At 43.5% G+C, this 21,641-nt stretch carries 18 protein-coding genes, 3 tRNA genes and 1 pseudogene; 8 read left to right on the forward strand and 14 right to left on the reverse strand.

Features of this window, described 5'->3' with window-relative positions; translation table 11 throughout:
• Nucleotides 1-17: 17 nt before the first annotated feature.
• Nucleotides 18-1,724, reverse strand: a complete 1,707-nt coding sequence (locus JMX83_RS01415) for an NAD(P)/FAD-dependent oxidoreductase (protein ID WP_201598424.1) — start codon at nt 1,722-1,724, stop codon at nt 18-20.
• Between the two features lie 66 nt (nt 1,725-1,790).
• Entirely contained in the window at nt 1,791-2,528 is a 738-nt protein-coding gene (locus tag JMX83_RS01420; protein ID WP_201598426.1) for an SDR family NAD(P)-dependent oxidoreductase, read from the reverse strand.
• A 523-nt stretch (nt 2,529-3,051) separates the two neighbouring features.
• Between JMX83_RS01420 and JMX83_RS01425 the strand changes: the two genes are divergently transcribed.
• Both JMX83_RS01425 and JMX83_RS01430 read left to right on the forward strand, forming a co-directional pair.
• On the forward strand, nt 3,052-4,254 hold the full coding sequence (locus tag JMX83_RS01425; protein ID WP_201598427.1) for a pyridoxal phosphate-dependent aminotransferase: 1,203 nt from the start codon (nt 3,052-3,054) through the stop codon (nt 4,252-4,254).
• A 257-nt stretch (nt 4,255-4,511) separates the two neighbouring features.
• Nucleotides 4,512-4,587: transfer RNA gene (locus JMX83_RS01430), tRNA-Asn, on the forward strand.
• Nucleotides 4,588-4,776: 189 nt separating this feature from the next.
• Here the strand turns inward: JMX83_RS01430 and JMX83_RS01435 are convergent.
• From JMX83_RS01435 to msrB, 10 genes are all read right to left on the reverse strand, one after another.
• Complete coding sequence (locus JMX83_RS01435; protein ID WP_201598428.1) at nt 4,777-5,397, reverse strand: DUF411 domain-containing protein; 621 nt, start codon at nt 5,395-5,397, stop codon at nt 4,777-4,779.
• Nucleotides 5,398-5,520: 123 nt separating this feature from the next.
• On the reverse strand, nt 5,521-6,828 hold the full coding sequence (locus JMX83_RS01440; protein ID WP_201598429.1) for an arsenic transporter: 1,308 nt from the start codon (nt 6,826-6,828) through the stop codon (nt 5,521-5,523).
• A 68-nt stretch (nt 6,829-6,896) separates the two neighbouring features.
• Nucleotides 6,897-7,637, reverse strand: coding sequence for an arsenical resistance protein ArsH (gene arsH / locus JMX83_RS01445; RefSeq protein ID WP_201598541.1), 741 nt, complete (start codon nt 7,635-7,637; stop codon nt 6,897-6,899).
• Nucleotides 7,638-7,656: 19 nt separating this feature from the next.
• Complete coding sequence (arsC, locus tag JMX83_RS01450; RefSeq protein ID WP_201598430.1) at nt 7,657-8,064, reverse strand: arsenate reductase (glutaredoxin); 408 nt, start codon at nt 8,062-8,064, stop codon at nt 7,657-7,659.
• A gap of 47 nt (nt 8,065-8,111) precedes the next feature.
• Entirely contained in the window at nt 8,112-8,474 is a 363-nt protein-coding gene (locus tag JMX83_RS01455) for an ArsR/SmtB family transcription factor (protein WP_201598431.1), read from the reverse strand.
• Between the two features lie 216 nt (nt 8,475-8,690).
• Nucleotides 8,691-8,957 (reverse strand): YrhK family protein, encoded by a 267-nt coding sequence (locus tag JMX83_RS01460; RefSeq protein ID WP_201598432.1) that lies wholly within the window; start codon nt 8,955-8,957, stop codon nt 8,691-8,693.
• A 348-nt stretch (nt 8,958-9,305) separates the two neighbouring features.
• Nucleotides 9,306-9,382, reverse strand: a tRNA-Asp gene (locus JMX83_RS01465).
• 37 nt (nt 9,383-9,419) lie between these two features.
• A tRNA-Val gene (locus JMX83_RS01470) sits at nt 9,420-9,495 on the reverse strand.
• A gap of 223 nt (nt 9,496-9,718) precedes the next feature.
• Entirely contained in the window at nt 9,719-10,204 is a 486-nt protein-coding gene (locus JMX83_RS01475) for a glutathione peroxidase (RefSeq protein WP_201598434.1), read from the reverse strand.
• A 143-nt stretch (nt 10,205-10,347) separates the two neighbouring features.
• Entirely contained in the window at nt 10,348-10,773 is a 426-nt protein-coding gene (gene msrB / locus JMX83_RS01480; protein ID WP_201598436.1) for a peptide-methionine (R)-S-oxide reductase MsrB, read from the reverse strand.
• Nucleotides 10,774-11,161: 388 nt separating this feature from the next.
• Between msrB and JMX83_RS15420 the strand changes: the two are divergent.
• Both JMX83_RS15420 and JMX83_RS01485 read left to right on the forward strand, forming a co-directional pair.
• Nucleotides 11,162-11,399, forward strand: a pseudogene (locus JMX83_RS15420) (helix-turn-helix domain-containing protein); the annotation flags it as partial.
• 161 nt (nt 11,400-11,560) lie between these two features.
• A complete protein-coding gene (locus JMX83_RS01485) occupies nt 11,561-12,793 on the forward strand; it encodes an aminotransferase class I/II-fold pyridoxal phosphate-dependent enzyme (RefSeq protein WP_227675662.1) in 1,233 nt (410 codons plus the stop codon).
• Nucleotides 12,794-12,893: 100 nt separating this feature from the next.
• On the opposite strand, the gene JMX83_RS01490 is transcribed toward JMX83_RS01485, so the two are convergent.
• A complete protein-coding gene (locus tag JMX83_RS01490; RefSeq protein ID WP_201598442.1) occupies nt 12,894-14,501 on the reverse strand; it encodes an inorganic phosphate transporter in 1,608 nt (535 codons plus the stop codon).
• Nucleotides 14,502-15,141: 640 nt separating this feature from the next.
• Nucleotides 15,142-16,821 carry an ATPase gene (locus JMX83_RS01495; protein ID WP_201598443.1) on the reverse strand — a complete coding sequence of 560 codons (1,680 nt, stop codon included), beginning with the start codon at nt 16,819-16,821 and terminating at the stop codon, nt 15,142-15,144.
• 334 nt (nt 16,822-17,155) lie between these two features.
• Between JMX83_RS01495 and JMX83_RS01500 the strand changes: the two genes are divergently transcribed.
• The 4 genes from JMX83_RS01500 to JMX83_RS01515 all read left to right on the forward strand — a co-directional run bounded on the left by JMX83_RS01500 (nt 17,156) and on the right by JMX83_RS01515 (nt 21,585).
• Complete coding sequence (locus JMX83_RS01500) at nt 17,156-17,869, forward strand: FFLEELY motif protein (protein ID WP_201598444.1); 714 nt, start codon at nt 17,156-17,158, stop codon at nt 17,867-17,869.
• Nucleotides 17,870-17,964: 95 nt separating this feature from the next.
• Nucleotides 17,965-19,014, forward strand: coding sequence for a bifunctional demethylmenaquinone methyltransferase/2-methoxy-6-polyprenyl-1,4-benzoquinol methylase UbiE (gene ubiE / locus JMX83_RS01505; protein WP_201598445.1), 1,050 nt, complete (start codon nt 17,965-17,967; stop codon nt 19,012-19,014).
• Between the two features lie 92 nt (nt 19,015-19,106).
• The gene (locus JMX83_RS01510) at nt 19,107-19,811 is read left to right on the forward strand and encodes a ubiquinone biosynthesis accessory factor UbiJ (RefSeq protein ID WP_201598446.1); all 705 of its coding nucleotides are present in this window, start codon (nt 19,107-19,109) and stop codon (nt 19,809-19,811) included.
• 115 nt (nt 19,812-19,926) lie between these two features.
• Entirely contained in the window at nt 19,927-21,585 is a 1,659-nt protein-coding gene (locus JMX83_RS01515) for an ABC1 kinase family protein (RefSeq protein ID WP_201598447.1), read from the forward strand.
• The last annotated feature ends 56 nt before the right edge of the window (nt 21,586-21,641 follow it).

Consider the following 21,641-nt stretch of genomic DNA (forward strand, 5'->3'; position numbering starts at 1 on the left):
CAATATTGCTCACAAGGCTATTTGGCTTTACGGCGAGCAAATAAACCACGTTTTTTATTTTGGTTACTATCATGAGTCGCACTCTGTAAACGCTCAGCATACTCAACCAACTCCTGATTGGTGGTCGCAGTGATAACCTGACGCTTATCAAGTTTGCGTGCCTTTGTGTCAGCCTTTATCGGCAAGTCTTTATAACGAAACGGCGTATGTGCACTATCCGCATTGGGCAAATGCGCTGGATCAACCTCGTCTTTTATATCGATATCATGGCCGAGCGCCTGACACACACGTAGACCGCTGCGTACGCCATCTTCATGAAAGCCATTGAACCAATATGCTCCGCAAAAATGCGTGTGCAACCCAGCGCCAGAGATGCTTGACCATTTGGTTTGCGCCTCAATCATTTTTAGATCGAACACTGGATGACTATAATCAATGCTTTTGACGATTTGCTTATCATCGACTTCATGGTTAAGTGTAACCAAATAATTATGCTTCTTGGTCAAACGCTGCAAAATATTCATATGATACGTTAGCACTGGTTTTTCAGGTGCTTGTGTATTTACGCTAGCTTGATTCTTGTCTGGCACATTGTCTGAAGTTTTTTCATCGATAAGGTAATTCCAGCTTGCCCACGCCAGTGGCTTCTTGGGTAAGACGCTCGTATCGGTGTGCAATACTGCCGTATTTTTGGTAAAGCGGAAGTGACTCAGCACCTCAGACTCATCGGTACTGGCATCTTTTAGAATCTTCAATGCGGTATCTGCATGACACGCAAAAATGACTTCATCGAATACAAGGTTTTCGCTACTGTTAGCATCACTTTTGCTCTGCACCGTCAAGAGTACTTGCTTACCATCACGCGTCACAGACTGTACTGGACTGTTGACTCGCACTTTGCCGCCTGCTTTGATAAAGCGTGGAATCAACTTATTAACGTATTGCTTTGAACCACCTTTGATCGTAAACCATTGCGGACGATTGACCACATCAAGCAAGCCATGATTGTCAAAGAATTGCGCAAAAAACACCAATGGGAAATCTTGTACTTCATCCAGACTGGTTGACCAAATAGCTGAGACCATCGGTAGCAAATAATTATTGGTAAATAGCTGACCATAGTTTTTTTGTGCTAGATAACCACCGAGTGTCTGCTCAGTAAGTCCGCTAATGTCTTGCCCCGCAGCACGCGCATTATCATAATCTTGACGTAGCTGCTTAATGTGCTTATTAAACTGCAAGACATCTTTGATAAATTGCCAGAACTTCGGATTGAGTACGTTTTTGCGCTGCGATAATAAGGTGTTGAGCGTATGCCCATTGTATTCAAAATGACGTGCGGTATTTTTAACAGAAAAGCTCATATCTGTCGCCTGAAATGGCACTTGCAGATCGTGGAGCAAACGGAAGAAATTGGGATAAGTACGCTCATTAAAAACAATAAAACCGGTGTCTATAGCGCTGCTCTCTACGTTACTAGTCTTTGCTTTTTTGCCGTCCTGTAGTGCCACATCAATGGTATTTACATGCCCGCCGATATAGTCATTGGCCTCAAAAACGGTTACCTCATGTTGCGCGCCTAAGTAATGCGCACAAGTCAGTCCTGACACACCTGAGCCGATAATAGCAATCCGTTTTTGCGCTGACTGATGGTCAGCATTTTTGACATCATTGCTGTCTGCAGTTTTTTGATTATTTGCACGCTTGAAACGAATAAACGGCATAAAAGCATTCCCTTCTATATTTTTGCTGTTTTTATAGTGGATAATAGGTTTGTTGATAATGATAAATTACTTTTTATTAAGCTTTTCACTGACTTGCTGCCAAACCAAGTCAGGTAGTGTGCCTAATGCTTTCAGAGGCATCGTTAGTTTTTTTGGGAACTCGATAACCTCATGACCGCTTTCTATGCCATCACGAATGGCTTGACTGGCCTGCTTTGGCGTCTGGATAAACGGCATAGGGAAATCATTCTGTTTGGTCATAGGCGTTTCAACAAAACCCGGTACGACCAAGCTCACCGACACATCGTGTGGTGCAAGGCTAATCTGTAATGTTTTCATCAGATAATGGATAGCAGCTTTTGAGCTACCATAAGCTTCAGCACGGGCAAACGGCACATACGCAGACGCTGAACCGATACCGACTAGGCGACCTTTAGACGCAATGAGCTTTGGCAATACGCCTTCAATGGCATGAGACAACGTGCCCATATTGACTGACATCACTTTCATAAATACTTCGCTATCGAAGTTTGGCATATCTAAATACTCACACATGCCAGCACCGCAAATCGCCAAATCAACATGTTCGACCTTTTCAAAAGCTTCAATAACTTTATCCCGATCCATCAGGTCTAAATCAATCGTTTCTGCGCCGAGAGACTTGAGCTCAGCCAGCGCGTCATCGTCACGGCCGACAGCATAAACCGTGTGACCCTCTAGCAGATAATCTTTTGTCAATTGGTTACCAATACCAGAGGTCGCACCAGTAATGAGAATATGTAGTTTTTTAGTAGCGTCTGTCATCGTAAATATCCTTTTTAAATGTTCTTATAATATGAAAAGCGTATCGCTCAACAAAGAGCTGAATAGCTCTGTCTTTAAATTTGGATGGCGAGCTTTTAGCTGAGCGTATTTGTGCTCTGTTATATTGCTTGTTTTCATTAACCTATACGCCATCTTATTTAACAAACCTAAATAATTATAGTGGTCGGCTATAGGTTTATTGTTGTGACTTCGCAATTGCCACAACAAAAGCATCTTATCTTTACTGTGGTTTTCATATTTCTACAGTGAGTCATGCTGCAAGACAGTCCGCAATGTTTTGTTATCGGGGTAATAAGACAGCGCTATATCGGCATGCTACAATATTAAAATAGCCGCGCAGACATGGATGAGCGTCTCATTTATGATCGAATTGTGGCTATCTTCACGATAAGATGAGGCGATTATCTAAACTGCCTGATATCTTGTCCTGATAGTGATAAAAGCGTTATATAATTAATATCGATTTTTACCAATCCCACTCCCATATAAAAAAGGATCTCTCATGAGCGAGTTGCAACTGTCTGACCGCGTCAATAGCATCAAACCTTCTCCTACGCTAGCGATTACTAATAAAGCAAAAGAACTAAAAGCAGCTGGCAAAGACATTATCGGTTTGGGCGCAGGCGAACCTGATTTTGATACCCCTGACCACATCAAAAAAGCTGCAATCGATGCCATTAATGACGGTTTCACCAAATACACCGCTGTTGATGGTACCCCAGAACTCAAAAAAGCCATCATAGAGAAATTCAAGCGCGACAATGACATCAGCTACGAGTCAAACGAAATCCTAGTATCGGTCGGTGGTAAGCAATCATTCTTTAACCTTGCCCAAGCATTTATCAACCCTGGCGACGAAGTCATCATCCCAGCACCGTACTGGGTGAGCTATCCTGACATGGTTATCATCGCAGAAGGCGTACCAGTCATCGTAAAATGCCCAGCTGAACAAGACTTCAAAATCACCGCTGAGCAGCTAGAAGAAGCCATCACTGAAAAAACCAAAATGTTGGTATTGAACAGCCCGTCTAACCCGACTGGTATGATTTATACGCTGGACGAGCTAAAAGCCATCGCTGAAGTATTGAAAAAGCATCCACACGTGTATGTGGCATCAGACGACATGTACGAGCACATCCGCTGGACGGGTGATAAGTTCTACAATATTCTAAATGCAGCGCCTGAGTTAAAAGACCGTGCCATTATCCTAAACGGTGTGTCTAAAGCCTATGCGATGACAGGCTGGCGTATTGGCTATGCTGGTGGCCCTGCCAAACTCATCGGCGCGATGAAAAAAGTACAGTCACAGTCTACTTCATGCCCAACCTCTATCAGCCAAGTGGCAGCGACAGCAGCAATCAGTGGCGATCAGAGCGTACTTGAGCCAATGGTAGCGGCGTTTGAGAAGCGTTGCGACTTAGTTGTTGATGGTCTAAACGCCATCAAAGGTATCACTTGCTTGCGCCCTGATGGTGCGTTCTACGTTTATCCGAATATCGTACCACTCATTAAAGCCGCTGGCCTATCATCATGTACTGAGTTTTCAGCATGGTTACTAGAAAAAGTTGGTGTCGCGGTCGTACCTGGTGATGCTTTCGGTCTTGGTGGTTATATGCGTATCTCTTACGCGACTGATGAAGCCACATTGAAAGATGCCTTGTCACGTATCGAAAAAGCCGTTGCTGACTTGGACGTTGCCGAATAAGTCACAAAGCATCGCTAGCCTTACAAGTGCTTTAATAAAAAAGACGCTGCGTAGTTTCTATGTGGCGTTTTTTTATGCCTATTTTTGCTATTTATCCGCAAAAACCCTCTCTCTCATCATTAAAGTGATATTTTTTACGAATTATGAGAAAAAACGCTTGACGTATTTTTTATCTTTGCTAGAATACGCCCCACTTAGCAAGAACTCGTTAGAGACTTCTAAGGCTCGTTGTAAGCGATTAGTTACTTACAGCTTATTCTCCAATAGCTCAGTTGGTAGAGCAACGGACTGTTAATCCGTGTGTCCCTGGTTCGAGCCCAGGTTGGAGAGCCACATTTTAGTAGTAAAAGTTTTGAGTCACTATAGATTCAATTATGGCATTTGCCAAAACCCTCATCAGTTTGATGGGGGTTTTTTTATGGCTTAGATTTGAAGGCAATTCTACACTTACTCTAATTCTTTGATAAGCGCCTGCATTTCTTTTATCTCGCGTTTTTGGGCTTCAATAATATCGTCGGCAAATTATAACTGCTGAGCCATAGACTTAACCTCCGCATATACTTGGTTTGTCCCGTCTTTGTTTATTTGCATAATTTGATACGGCATGAACTGGTCTTGATACTCCATACCTGGACTACCAACTGGCATGCCGGGTACAGCGAGGCCAATAGCTTGCTCTGGTGGATTCTGCAAAAACTCTGCCACATACTTAGCAGGGACATGACCTTCAAACACATAGCCATCGGTCGTGACTGCCGTGTGGCAAGAGCGTAGCTCATCAGGCACACTATGACGGTCTTTAATCAATGACAAGTTAGCTGGGTGCTCTACTGTCGAGCTTAGGCCATGTGTCTGTGCATGACCTATCCACTCTTTGCAGCAACTACAATTGGCGTCTTTGTAGACGGTTGCAGATACATTCTTCAAAATACCAGTCTGGCTCGCTTGCGTCTGGGCTGTAGATTCTGACACCGCTTCAACGTTTGCCTCTTTAGCATTGGTGTCGACACTTAAGTCATCAGTATTATCAGACTGTGCGCATGCTGAAAATAGGAGCACAGCCACCAATACGGCTGTCCCTCGTGTTGGCATGAGTAAATGATGACGAGGTCTACTGGTAGGTTTTACAGTTAGCATTGTCATTTTATGGCCTCATTTTTGGTAAAACACTGATCACATTTAGACCTTATCATGTCCAAATAAAGCTGAACATCCATACTATTATCAAATTGCCGTCCTCGTAAAGAAAGCTTGCTAATGCTTTGATTAGCTTGGCAGCATAGGCAGCCAAAAAACCAAGGCCAAAAGCGTCACTAATAGCACAGGAGGCGTAATCAGCAGGCCTATTTTTATATATTGTCCCCAGCTGATTTTGTAGTCTTTTTCTGCCAATACATGCAACCATAATAAAGTCGCAAGACTGCCAATCGGTGTAAACTTGGGGCCCAAATCATTACCGATCACATTGGCATAAATCATCAGCTCTCGCGTCGCAGCGGGCACGTGCGCCTGATCAATCGCAAGCGCGCCGACTAAGGTGGCTGGCATATTATTCATGATAGAGGCGACAATAGCAGAGAGAAACCCAGTCCCTACTGTGGCAATGACTGCGCCCTGTCCTCCTAACCAGTTAAGTACGCGCGCGCCATATGCAGTAAGACCTGCATTGCCCAAACCATATACCACCAGATACATGCCGATCGAAAACAGGACGATTTGCCAAGGGGCTTTGCGTACAACATCACTTATAGAAATCACCGCGCCGCGTCCGCCTTGCCATAACCGACCAGCGATGGCCATTAACAACAGTGCGATAGCGCCAGTGACAAGTGAAATAGGTAACCCCAACGGCTCCGTCACAAAATAAGCAACCAGTAGCAAGCCCAATAATGGAAAAGCGGTACGAAAGACCAATGGGTCGGTAATAGCAGATGAAGGGGCACTTAAGTTATCGACTGGATAATGCTGGGGAATATGACGGGCATAGACCATCCACAACACCAGTAGCGTCGCTAATACGGACACAATATTCACGGGCACCATAACCGCCGCATAACGCCCAAAACCAATATCAAAATAATTGGCACTGACGATATTGACTAAGTTTGAGGTAACGAACGGCAGACTTGCCGTATCAGCGATAAATCCCGTGGCGATGATAAAAGCTAAAGCGGATGGTGGTGCAAAATTGAGGCGCAGCACAATAGCAATCACAATCGGCGTCAGTAATAGCGCAGCCCCATCATTAGCAAAAAACGCAGAAATAAACGCACCCAATACGACAATCATTGGGAAAAGCAGTCGCCCTTGCCCATTGCCAAGCCTTGCCACATGCAATGCTGCCCAACCAAAAAATCCTGCTTTATCTAAGATAAGCGAGATAATAATCAGCGCCACAAAAGTAAAGGTCGCATCCCAAACAATATCCCACACGATACCGACGTCTGATAGCTGCACCACACCAAACACCAAAGCGACCAATGCACCGCCCATCGCACTACAGCCGATACCCAATCCTTTCGGCTGCCATATGACCAGCACCAGAGTGACAACAAAAATAGCAAACGCAAGCATGGCACAGCCTTACTTAGATAATAATGTTAATGTGATTGTATTAGGGAGACGGTATTCGCATAACCGTATCAAAGCGACTTTTGATTGACGCGGTTCGATAGTTCTTCAGCACTCTCGACGCGTTCTGAATAGCGATCGGTAAGATACGCTGAGCGTCCGCGTGTGAGCCAAGTAAATTTCACCAACTCTTCACAGACATCGACCAGACGCAGATATAACGGAGACATGTCCATGCGATTATGGTGATTAAATTCCAAAAAAGCTTTAGGTATAGAAGATTGATTAGGGATAGTGATCATCCGCATCCAACGTCCAAGAATACGCATCTGATTGACCGTATTAAAGCTCTGACTACCGCCACTGACTTGCATCAATGCCAAGGTTTTACCCTGTGTCGGACGTACGCCGCCCAGAGACAGCGGAATCCAATCGATTTGCGCTTTCATAATACTGGTGATACTGCCATGACGCTCTGGACTCACCCAAAGCATCCCTTCTGACCACTGTGCCAATTCTCGTAGTTCTTGCACTTTTGGATGGTCTGAGTCTACATCGTCAGGCAATGGCAAGCCTGAAGGGTCAAACATCCGCACCTCACAACCATACCAACGTAACAGTCGACTCGATTCTTCCGCGGCCAATCTGGAGAATGAGCGCGCGCGGACAGAGCCGTATAGCACCAGTATTTTGGGCGCATGACGTGGATCATTTGGGGCAATCAATGACTCAATATCGATAGGTTGAATATTGTCGACATCGATATTGGGTAAATCGTCAAAGCTAGAATTTGCTGAAGCAGTAGACTCCATCACAGATGCTTGTTCAGCTCTAGTGCTTGTCATGATAAATAACCTCTCCATCTTCTTTTGTAAAGCTACTGACTGGATTTGCTAGCAGCGCAAACACTCGCTCTGAAGGACGACACAGCGCCGCGCCCTTATCAGTCACCACGATCGGACGATTGATCAAAATAGGATGTGCAATCATGGCATCGATGATGTGATCATCAGAGAGCTCAGGGTTGTCTAGGCCAAGCTCATCATTGATCGCCTCTTTACTTCTTAGTAATTCTCTTGGAGAGATTTGCATTTGGTCTAACAATTCAACTAAACGCGCTCGCGTTGGTGGATTTTTTAAATATTCCACCACTTCTGGCGTCTCCCCTGACGCTTTTATAATAGCAAGTGTATTACGAGAGGTTCCGCAGTTAGGATTATGAAAAATTAAAGGTTTCATCGTGATCTTACCTATTTTATAAGTATGTTTATTGAATCAATCATTGGTTAATCATCACTTTGCTCAGCAGACTCATTTACCCTGCATCCACTTAAACTGTCGATAAGTGAGGCACATAATTCTGGATGTCCTGCACAGCAGTCTTGCAGTAAAAACTGAATGACGCTATCCATATGTGAGAGCGATGCCCGATAGATAATCTGTCGGCTTTGTCGTTGTGAGACCACCCACCCTGCTCGTGCCAGCACCGCTAGATGCGCTGACATGGTATTGTGCGGTACGCCAAGTTGACGGGCTATTTCACCCGCAGGTAGGCCTTCAGGCTCGTGGCTGACCAGCAACCTAAAAGCCTTTAGACGAGTGTCTTGAGAAAGTGCTGCAAAGCTTGCAGTAGCAGTATTTATTTCCATATGTCCAATAATATAGACATATTAAAATAATTCAATGATTTTTGGATGAAATTTTTTCTTTTGGAAGTATCAAAGAACACTCACCATCGTTCAATGAGCCAAACTACTTCTAGCACTAATGACTATGGTTCTTGGGAGTAATACTTGTTAGATTGATTATATTTATAGTTAGAGCTTATGGGTTATAACAAGCGCGGTATTACCTAACGCTATAACTTATCGCTGATTTGATCGTTTGTATACCCTACCGACATGAATCAAGCTGACCAGCTTGATCAGTGGCTTTATAAGCAGCTGCGCACTACCAAGGATAAATAGCCAAGTACCGTCCGTTGTCAGTGATTCTTTTAAAAAGAAAAAGCTACCGATCAGAAACCAAATAGCGATAAGTAAGTCATTTACCGCGCCCAAGGCATCATAGCGCCGCTGTATCACAATATGATCTTGTCCAATATCAACATCTAATTTTTTACTGTCATTCAAAACTTATTCCTTACTTACCTATGTATATTGAGCCATTAGATATATCAGTCAGCCAGCACTACTGTCAACAATGGGCGGTGTAAGGCGTACGAAAATAAAGAGATTTATGCCTGCTATGACTTATTCATCCAATAATTTTAAAGCAAATTTTTACTTATATTTCATATCACTGAAAATAGTGGCAAAAAGGATTTTCGATTGATGATCGTGCTATCGTGGCGAGCTCATCTGCAATATACTAAAACATGATGATATTGAGCAAAAACTGCAGACACAAAAAAACCTCAAACAATCTAATGCTTGAGGCGAAACTTGCTTAAACTCGTAAGTCTAAATTCGTTTTAAATATGGCGCAGCGGACGGGACTCGAACCCGCGACCCCCGGCGTGACAGGCCGGTATTCTAACCAACTGAACTACCGCTGCTTAGGTCTCTTAGCTTATTTAGCCACTTGCTAAGAAGTGGTGGGTGATGACGGATTCGAACCGCCGACATTCTGCGTGTAAGGCAGACGCTCTACCAACTGAGCTAATCACCCTTCGAACAATTGCGATGCAATTTATTCAACATCAACTGAGCTCTACGTTTGTCACTAAGCTCTGCTGCTGTGGGTGTGTATTATATAGATTTAGAGTTGGCTGTCAAACCCTATTTTCCACTTTTTTGAATATTTTTCACTTTTATATCGAAATTTTTAGCAAGCATATGTTTTTATTGATTTTATATTTTTATCAAAAATCAATTTTTTTCAGACTCGATACTTACTTATTGGTTAATGCTTGCTCAATGTCTTTTTTGATGGCATCTGGCTTGGTCGTTGGCGCATAGCGATCGATAACTTGACCTTGGCTATCAATTAAGAACTTAGTAAAATTCCATTTGATACCATCTGTCAGTAGACCGCCTTTTTGGTCTTTGAGCCAGTTATAGATAGGATGAGCGTCTGCGCCATTGACATCAGTCTTTGCCATCATAGGAAAGCTGACACCATAGTTCTTTTGACAAAACGCGCCTATCTCATCATTACTACCGGGATCTTGACTACCAAATTGATTACAAGGAAAACCGATGACGACCAGCCCTTGATCTTTGTACTGCTGATATAACGACTCTAATCCTTCGAACTGCGGAGTGAATCCACATTTGCTTGCTGTATTAACGATTAGCAATACTTTATCTTTATACACAGAAAACGCTTGCGAGCTGCCATCCATACGCTCAGCGGTAAAATCATAAATAGTACTCATCATCTATCCTTAATTTGAGAATTTTATTATTTTGATTATTTGTTTCAATAACGCTGTTTTCTTTATCATATGAATATTAGAAGCGATTTAAAAGGAAGCACTCTGTACTTCCCCTCTCACACTTCTAAAATCAGATAAAGAACTTACTTCTCAGACTTATCTAAATCAATAGATACTGAGTTGATGCAATAGCGCATACCTGTCGTCTCACGTGGTCCATCAGGGAATACGTGACCCAAATGTGCGCCGCAGTTGCTACAGGTAACTTCGGTACGAGTCATACCCAATGAGTTGTCAACATGCTCGTCTATCGCACTGTTATCGACACCTTGGTCGAAACTTGGCCAACCACAGCCCGCGTCAAACTTATTGCTTGAATCAAACAAACTGGCACCACAGCCTTTGCAGCGATAAACACCATCATCAGTTGCATCGTTGTAAACGCCTGTAAATGGACGCTCTGTGCCCTTTTCACGCATGACATGATACTCGTCAGCACTCAAACGCTCTTTCCAGTCAGCTTCGGTCAATTGGCTGATTTCTTCTTTACTTAATTGATTGTCTTGCATAATTTACCCTTATTCGATTATTTATTATTGATAACTATTTTATCGCCCTACTATTATGAAAACGATGGGTTATATGTGAAGGTTAGCGCGCCACTATTCAAGGCATGTTCAAAAAGAGTACTGCCAATGCTATATGATTTGTAGTGCTTTGAGCAGCACCTTTTGAATAGAATATAGCCAATAATATTCGCTTATCTATAGATATGAGCATAAAGGGAAAGGGAAAAAGACACTATTGCAAGTTATTCTTGCGTTTTATAAAAAGCGTTTCTATCTCTTGCAATATGTTTTGCAATGCAATAATATCTTGCATTGGCTAGTCATAAAACAATATTTAGTGTTACCTCCCCTACTACATGTTCACTGATTGATAAAGGCTCAAATAACGATGTCTGATAGCAATAGTAAAAACACGCAAGCAGAGCGACTGGTGCAGTTGCGCCGAGACAAAGGATTTACTGCTGAGCAGCTAGCACAAGCAATGACAGCCGCTGGTGCAAAGGTGAGTCGCGGTGCTATCTCCAACTGGGAGCGCGGTACTAATGGTATTGTCTCATCGAAGCTGCCCACACTCGCACGCATTTTAGGTTGTAGCGAAGGCTACCTATTGCGCGGTGAGCTTAAGAATGAAGCTACTAATACCGATGATTTAGCATCATCTACAAAGCAAAGCGAGCTCAATTCGACGAGCCATAAAGCAACTACGGCTCAACCGATTTTATCTTCTAATACGACATCTTTTAATCATGATAAAACTTCACACAATCACTCGATAAATGGTCACGCTATGAACACCATAAAAAAATCCGATAAATTACAAAACGTCTGCTATGACATTCGCGGCCCCCTACTACAAACTGCTAACAGAATGGAAGCAGAGGGTAAGCGAATACTGAAGCTTAACGTCGGCAATCCAGCGCCGTTTGGTTTAGAAGCGCCTCATGAAATCTTACGTGACGTGGCGATGAATTTATCTGAGGCAACGGGTTATTCAGACTCCCAAGGGATTTTTTCAGCGCGCAAAGCCATTTTGCAATATTACCAGTCCAAAGGTTTGTTATCAGCAGTTGATGTACGTGACGTCTATCTGGGCAATGGTGTCTCTGAGTTGATTGTCATGACTATGCAAGCGCTCATGAACGATGGCGATGAAGTCCTAATTCCGATGCCAGATTATCCGCTTTGGACAGCAGCGGCTAACCTCGCTGGCGGCACCGCTGTACATTATCGCTGTAATGAAGAAGACAACTGGCATCCTGATATTGAGGACATCAAATCTAAAATCACTAGCAAAACAAAAGGCATCGTCGTTATCAACCCCAATAACCCGACAGGCTCCCTTTATAGCGATGAGCTTCTCAAACAAATTATCGAAGTCGCGAAAGAGCACAACTTAATCATCATGGCGGACGAGATTTACGATCGTATCCTCTATGATGAGAATGTACATACCCCGATGAGCACCTTGACCGATGAAGTATTGGTACTCTCGTATAATGGCTTGTCAAAATCGCACCGTATTGCCGGATTTCGCTCAGGCTGGATGATGGTGTCTGGACGCAAACAACACGCGGCTGATTTTATTGAAGGCTTGGATATGCTGGCATCTATGCGCCTTTGCTCGAATGTTCAAGGACAATATGCTATTCAAACAGCAATGGGCGGCCATCAGAGTATGCAAGACTTGACCTCTGAATCAGGTCGCCTATATAAACAGCGCGAAATGGCGGTGTCACGTCTTAATGCGATTAAAGGTATTTCTTGTACCATGCCGCAAGGTGCGTTTTACTGTTTTCCAAAAATGGATCCAGAGGTTTACCCCATCACGGATGATATGGACTTTATGATGGACTTACTCGTCGAAGAAAACGTATTGATGGTACAAGGCACAGGCTTTAATTGGGACACACCCGATCATTTCCGTTTGGTTTTTTTACCTAACTTGCTTGATTTAGAAAATGCAATGGATAGATTGGACCGATTTTTTGCAAAAAAACGCCAGCAGTTTGGCACTGAGTAAACCCTCATATAACATTAAAAAACGCTTATCGGCATCATGCTGATAAGCGTTTTTTATGGCTCTAGAATAAGCTTTATTGAGAAGCTCTATCGCCTGAATACTAAAAAACATTGCTCAATATAATATAACTGATCGCTGATAAACCGGCAGCGACTGGCAAGGTGATTACCCATGCCAAACCGATTGGTTTCATGAGCGCCCAATTGGTGTCTTTATTGACCATACCAATACCCAGTACCGCCCCAACCAAGGTATGCGTGCTCGATACAGGTAGACCCATCGTTGATGCGCCCATAACGACAGCAGCAGCAGCCAGCTCAGCTGAGAATCCAGAAGCTGGATGCATCTTCGCTAGATTGGTACCGACGGTTTGAATAACTTCTTTACCGATGAACCAAAGACCAACGATCAACGCCACACCAAAGGTTAGCATGACAGCAGGTGGTACCGCCGCCTCGGTCGAGATGCTATTGGTACGAATGACATCCATAATCGCAGCAAAAGGACCAACTGCGTTGGCAATATCGTTTGAACCATGACTAAAAGCAAAGGCTGACGCGGTAAAGACCTGCATCCAGCTAAACATAATAAAGGTAGCTTTGGTCAGATCTTCTTTGTGCTTACCACGGATACTCTTAGTATAAATATAAGTCGCAAGCCAAACGAGGGCTGAAATCATCCCCATGATTAAAAAGCCTTGCAGCGTCGTCATACCGTTATTGACGTTTTTCAGACCTTTAAAGACAACCAGTGAGGCCATAACTGCACCGCCTATAGCCGCAATAGTAGGCACCCATTGCTTGAGCGCTTTTAGCGTATCAAGACTGCTGCGCTCATTCTCAATCTCATACAGCTCTTTGTAATAGTCGGTCTCTAAATCTTCAACAACACAGTCATCGTCTTTATAAATTTCTTGATCTCGTAACATCGCTGACGTATAAGCCAACTGCTCTGACTCGGTTAGACCATCCAAAAACTCTTTATGGTTTTGCTTTAATACTTTTTTATTGGCTTTTAGCTCACCAATATGTGCTTCTGTTCTATCGTTATATTCAATGATATTTTTCTTGATTTGTCCGTATAGCAGATAAGACAAAACGCCACCTAATAACGGTGATAGTACCCAAGAGATAGCGATGGTACCAATCTTGCTCCAACTTACCGTTGATAACGCCATTTCAGTACCACCTAACGTGATACCCAATACAATGGAGCTACCAACCACGCCGCCAATAATCGCGTGGGTGGTCGACACTGGCAGACCTTTTTTGGTGGCAAATAACAACCAAAATGCAGCCGCAATCAGCGCTGAAAGCATGACATAAATAAACTGGTTGGGCTCAACTGATAGGCCATCTAAATCAACAATACCGCTTCGGATAGTATCGGTTACTTCACCACCTGCCAGTACAGCGCCCGACACCTCAAATATGGCGGCGATACCCAATGCTTGCGGGATAGTCAATGTCCCTGCACCCACTGAAGTACCAAAGGAGTTGGCGACATCGTTACCACCGATATTGAATGCCATAAAGACACCAAACGCGGTCGCTACAATAAACAGCGTCGTTTGCTGACGCATGGTGTAATCTAAACCCCACCACAAAAAGTAGATGGTCATCGCAATCAATAAAATGGCAAAAAATAGATTTACTTTCGTAGAGCCGACTGATTGGGTTGGCTCTGTAGAACTGTTGCTAATACCCATACGTTAATACGTCCTGCGTAAGCTGATTGAAATTATATGCGATTAGTAACATTGCGCAGCCATACATGTGAGTTTTAAGATCACACACTAAAGCAACATGATGATAAATGCGCAACGTGCTTTTTAAACAATGAATGCTAAACAATAATGTTTAGCGGATTTTGCTGCCGTACCTTGGAATCATTCATCTATGCTTGATTCAGGGCGTTGATACGCTTCTCTGTAAAAACACATCACATATCAAAAAGCCGCAAAGTATATTGCCCAATCATTTGATTACAGCATCTTGCGGCTTATCTTTCTGGTGATGTTACGGTTTTTATCAGTACATTTTTTATCAATACAGTGTTTATCAGTACCTAGATACGGCGATAATGTCTTTTAAACATCTGTACCCATCATAAGATATGCATATGTCAGCACATTTTATGACAGGGTAAAGACAATTGCGGCCCTATTATATTAAATATAATCACATAATGCATAATGATATTGCAAGATTTGTAACTGTGAGCGTGTCCACAGAATTCATCCTTTCTCAATGACAGATTAGATTTCGTATGTTTCTCTAAGCAAAATTGGGAAAGGATGGTTTTTCAAAAGTATAAATAACTGGCAAATCTTAGTTATTTTTTGATAGCTATTTGCCATCAGACGCTTCCGATAATTGTTGTATAGCATGATCTAAGACGTCCAAACGCGCTTGTCGCTTTTCATTGGTCGCGATAATACACCATGGCGCTGTTTTTGTATCGGTGCGTGCCAGCATATCTGCTGCAGATTGCACGTAATCTGACCATTTATCACGATTGCGCCAGTCATCATCAGTGAGTTTGAATTGCTTGTGCGGTGTATCTTGGCGGGCTTCGAATCGTTTTAGCTGCTCTTTTTTATCAATAGCTAACCAATATTTGATGACCAGTGTCCCAGCCTCTACTAAGTCTGATTCAAAACGATTGATTTCATCATAGGCACGCTGCCACTCCTCATCGGTGGCAAACCCTTCAATACGTTCAACCAGCACGCGCCCATACCAAGTGCGATCGAAGATAGCGATACGGCTAACATGGTTTGTTTGCTCATTAGGTAACTTTGTCCAAAAGCGCCATAAATAAGGATGCTGAGTCTCGTATAACATCGGTGCGCCGATATTGTAAATTTGATATTCACGTGGATCGAGTGCGGCAACTAGCCTTTTAATTGCGCCTCCTTTCCCAGCCGCGTCCATGCCTTCAAAGGCAAAGACAACATGACGACCTTGACGCGCCCGTAGTAATTCAGCGAGGCGTGTTTGTTTCTTTGCCAAAGCATCATTATATTCAGACTTACTGATCTTTGAATCATCAATATTGGTCAAGCTTTTCAGTATCTTTACCGGCTCAAACGGCGCCTGTTCAACTTTTAATTTGGATTTTTTCGTCTTGGACGGTGGTTTTTTTTCTGTAGATTCGGTTGTACTGGTACGACTACTGACGAGCGCCATTTGCATCGCATGTAGGACTTCATGACAAAAATTATCAGCCGCTGCTGATTTATCATCACCATCAATGATGATCCAGTCATCTTGTTGCCGTAAAAGAGTGGCTGCAACCTCGTTAAATTTTTCGATCACTTTTTTGCTGTTCCAGTCAATTTGATACAAAAACTGCGGATCAGCCTCACTATCTTGTAGGCGGCTATGCAGTGTTTCTATATCCACATGGAACCAGCATTTCAGTAGCTTAGTGTGATTGGCTATAAGATCTTGCTCAAATGCTTTGAGCTCAGCTAATTGCTGCTGTAAATAGGCTTGCCATTTCGCAATAGGAAGGGCATTTTTATCGATATGTTTTTGATTTTTCGATTGCTTCTTTTTATCTTCATTATTTGATGTTGCTATGCGCATGACGTTGTATAACAAGTCAGCATACCAATTACCAAAATAAACCATCACATCACCATGGCGCGGCATCGCGCCAGTATGAACTTGCCAAATAGGCTGATAGCTTAGCGGCGCATGACCAACGGTCGCCTCAACTTTAAGCAATCTTGGATCGACCCATTGCCTCAATTGCTTAACGGCAGTACCCTTGCCTGCCTGCTCCATCCCATTGACGAGTACCAGCAGCCCTGTTGGCTTATTAAGCGTTGGCGGTGTCTGTTGCCGAGTGGCTCTCAGTGCGTACTGTGCTGTAACCAAGGCGAGCCTAAGTGCACCCTTATCCATAGAAAACTGACTCAAAGGATTGGGCGTTAGGCGCTCCTCGACGACTTGCTCACTAAACTGCGAACTGACCGCTTGTGGTGCCTCTGGTTCAGTAGTATCATTTTTCTGGGACATGATTGGGCTCACTTTTATTGTTATTGAATGATATTGTTATTACACTGCTTTGCCATTGAACGATATTAGATACTCTCGCTTGGCAGATTCTTTTTGACATCGCATTTCATGCTAGAGTGATTTCATCATAGCATTGCGCCAATCGAGTAAATAATATTGCTATGTAACAGTTTGACATTTGTATTCTCATTTATTTTCTTTTATGGTGAGGACCATTTTGCACACTTACCAAGATAGATAACTAAAATTCTATTACAATGCCCAGTATGTTTAGTAAGTTTAGCTATTTCATATTCAATTCAAAAAGATATCTATTTCTATAGGACTAACCACCATGACCGCTTTAGCTGACTTGCAACAGCATTTGACTCGCTTTTGGGCACTGCCGCATCACCAAGATGAAGCTTTAAACACTAGTCTCAAAGCAGTACAATCATGGCAACAGGCACGTCTTCAGCAAACTCACCGCGCATTATTTGAACAACCCAAAAACCAGTTGATGGCAGATTATTTTTTGACGCAACTATATGGAGGTGAAGAGTTCAAGCTGTTGGCAGAACAATTGGCCCGTATCCTGCCGAAAGCTAAGAAGCTAGAACGTCTTGCCAAAGAGTCTGCATTAGAGGCGGGCAGTATGGGTATTCAGGCAGCGATTTTTGCGATTGAGCTGGATCTACATTTGGCTGAGTGGCTACTTGCTAAAAATTTACCCGTAAATGAAGATAATATGTTAGTCGCTTACCGCGCTGTCAATGAAGAGGGTGAGCGCCGCCTACAGATAGCTAACCTAAAAGATGTCTGCTATCGTACTGATAAACACCTAAACTCATTCATGCTCAAAAAAGCTTTTTCACTAGCAAAAAACACTGCCTATCGTCATGGTTATCAACCACTTTATGACTTTATTGACACAGGCTTTAAGGCTATGAAACCTCTGAGTAGTGTCAGCGATTTTATCGAACCGTTTTGTGAGCGTGAGCTGTCAATTATTGATCAAGTTCACGATACTCATAATGGCGGTAAGCCAGTAGCATTTGATGTATCATAGGGCTAATACTTTCGATAAATAATCAAATTTTTGATAAATCAGTTTATAGACCACTCAATAAAGACAATCATAAAAACAAATCCTAGGATAATGTGATGACCGACACTTCAAGTAATAACAACGCTCATTTGCAAGACAAATTGGTAAAAGACAGTATCGATCACAACCAAGATATCAGCGCGCAAATATTACGCGCGCAGACAGCTGCATCTACTAAAGATAACAGCAATAATGACTTTACTAAAGTCCAAGACCTACCCACTGGAACGCCACAAGGCCAACAAACGACTATGCCAAATACCGAAAAACCAACCAGCACGGATACTTCAGTACGCACAGAAAGGCAAGCGCTTTTCAATCAGCGTGATGATATCAATAACCCACATACGCCTGAAACTGATGGCAATGAGCAAACTCACTTTGGCTATAAGACGGTCAACAAAGCCGAAAAACAAGCACGTGTGGCTGATGTATTCACCTCAGTCGCCAAAAAATACGACATCATGAATGATCTCATGTCATTTGGTATTCATCGTCTATGGAAGCGCTATGCCATTAGCCTATCAGGTGTTCGTGCCGGTCAGCATGTACTAGATATCGCGGGCGGTACAGGCGACTTAGCCAAAGTATTCAGCCGTGAAGTCGGTAGAAATGGCCATGTTGTATTATCTGATATCAATGCTGCCATGCTAGAAGTGGGCCGCGAGCGCTTAATCAATGCTGGCTGCAATAACGTTGATTTTGTATTGGCAAATGCGGAGACGTTAGCACCATTTGATGATGAAAGCTTTGATTTAGTGACGATTAGTTTTGGTTTGCGTAATGTCACCGACAAAGATGCAGCGCTGCGCGCAATGTACCGTGTCTTAAAGCCGGGTGGTCGCTTATTGATTTTAGAATTCTCAAAGCCCGTGTTTGAGCCATTATCTAAAGCATATGACTTGTATTCATTTACTGCGTTGCCAGTGATGGGCAAACTGATTGCTAATGATTCTGAAAGCTATCAATACTTGGCTGAGTCGATTCGTATGCATCCTGATCAGCAAACGCTCAAACAGATGATGCAACAAGCAGGATTTGAAAACTGTGATTATCATAACCTGACTGCTGGCATTGTCGCTGTACATCGTGGTTTTAAAGCTTAAAATCAAAGTACAATTAGCAATACCATATTGAACCTGACCTTAATACCCTACGCGCTGACTCAAAGGCGCTCACTTAATGATGCGAGAGCCTTATGCTGACTGTCTTACTATTGGCTGGTGCCGAAAAGCTGATTAACATTGCCATTGCGAGCGACGAGATTACCAAGGCAGGTTTGGCGCCGCTTGCTGGTAAAGTATTGCGTCTCAACATGGGAATGCCTGACATCGATTTGGACGTGCTGTTCACTCATGAACGTTTGCGTTTTGAGCCAGTCACGACAGACAGTGTATTTGAGCCAAGTGGTCAGATGAATGAGCGTCAAAAAGCCAGTATGGAGCGTGCCCGTTTCGGTCATAGTCGTCCGGACTGTACCATCACAGTAGATAATCCAGCGCAGCTACTCAATCTGATGCGCGGCGCGGAGGGTAACTTACCAATCGCGGGCGATTACAAAGTACTGATGCAGCTCAAACAGCTGGTGGCTGGCTTTGATCCTGATTTGGCTGGGCAGCTTGAGCCATTGATCGGCAAACCAATGGCTAGCCAATTACATCTTCTAATCTCTCAGCTCAAAGGTAGCTGGCGTCATAGTGCCAAACGCGCATTTGATGATGTCAGCGATTGGGCCAATGATGTGGCAGGCAATAGCGCGCCTGACCCTGTCGAGGTCGCTGAAGTCAACGATCTCAAACAGCAGATTCTAAAGTTGCGTGCTGATGTCGAACGTGAAGAGGCCAAACTTGCGGCTATCAAAGAAGAGCAAGCACGTTTCCTCAATAACTCATCTCATCATTAGTTTGTTTTATGAGTAGCGTATTTAGCCCATGATCAGCAATCAGTATTGCTGGTCATATTTACTATAAAACATAGCGCCTACCCTATTTTCGTTTTTGTCCAGAGTACCCTATCCCATGCTACTATCTCACCGCGCCCGTTTACTTGAGCTTTGGCGTATCGCCGCGATGTATCGTCTTGATACCCATTTATCTGTCGAAGAAGCGCCGCAGCTGCAACCTTTAGCGCGCTTAATTCGTACGCATCCAGCAGCATGGGGTAAAAAGCATCAGCCAAATGGGATTAAGTACGCGCTTGAAGATATGGGTACGCTGTTTCTCAAATTAGGCCAACTGCTCTCAACGCGTCGAGACTTGGTACCTCCTGAGATCATCGCTCAATTAGTACAGCTACAGGATAAAGTTAAACCTTTCGACGCTGATATTGCTGTCGCTCAAATTGAGCATCCAAAACATGGCCTCGGTCAGTCCATCGATACATTGTTTGCTCGTTTCGATATCAAACCACTAGCAGCAGCATCTATCGCCCAAGTCCATACTGCTGCCTTACATGATGGGCGTGAAGTCGTGGTTAAAGTCGTGCGTCCTGATATTCGCACTGTAATTGTCTCTGATTTTGAATTATTGCGAGAACTGGCAAGTTGGGCATCGGCTCGTATCGAGGCGGCACGTGCCGTTCATATCATCGATATTGTCGAAGACTATCGACAAGTAATGCTAAATGAGCTGGATTTGACGCTTGAGGCGGACAATACCACCCAGATGCGCAACAACTTTTTGGGTTCAGCATTGATGTACGTGCCCGAAGTGTATGATGCTGCCAAAAACGTGATGGTCATGGAGCGTATCCAAGGGGTTCCGATCTCACAAGTTGAGGTATTTGATCAGCTGGGTTATGACCGTGCCGCGCTGGCAGAAAAAGGCTTGACGATATTTTTTACCCAAGTCTTCCGTGATAATTTTTTTCATGCTGATATGCATCCAGGTAATGTCTTCGTAGAAACACCGCCTGTCAAAACATTGCATGCAGATATGGCAGCGGTTGATTTGGGTCATCAGCCACGCTATATCGGGCTTGATTGCGCCATCATGGGTACCCTGTCAAAAGATGATCAGCTTATCGTGGCGCGAATGCTGTTAGCGGTCATGAATAACAACTTTACCGCGGTCGTTGACATCGTTAGCCGTGCAGGTTGGATACCACCAAATGCGGATAAGCATGCCCTAATGCGTGATATGAAGCGCACTGTTGGCCCCATGCTACAAAAATCAATTAATGATATCGATTTTGCTGGTGTACTGATGCAAATTTTAGACATTGCTCGTCGCCATCATATGAGTATCCCGCCGCAGCTGATGCTATTACTCAAAACCTTGGTACATGTAGAAGGGCTCGGTCGTGACTTATATCCTGATCTTGATATCTGGTCACTTGCCAAACCAATCTTGAGTAGCTGGATTAAAGAGCAGTTAGATCCGATGCGCAATCTACAACAGTTGCGCCAACAATTACCTGAAATACTACTGTCTACCACTGACATTCCCAAGTTACTGGATCAAGGACTACAAAGCCTTGCCTCACAAGGGTCACGGCAAGACAGCCAACTACGTGAAATACAACAAATTCGTGCTGATATGCTCAACGACCGTCGCCGCGACTGGTTGGCATTGGCCGGATTCGGAATAAATATTGGTATTGCAACTCAAGTAGGCTGGTTTGCGCCTTTATTTTATTTGTTAGCTATTATAGTGGTTGTGTGGCGTATCCTAGCTTAATTACAATAGGACAAATGCCCGTCAATGACACATATTAAATATATATTGAATATGCT

Origin of the sequence: Psychrobacter piscatorii (assembly GCF_904846415.1) — a bacterium.
Classification (GTDB): Bacteria; Pseudomonadota; Gammaproteobacteria; order Pseudomonadales; family Moraxellaceae; genus Psychrobacter; species Psychrobacter piscatorii.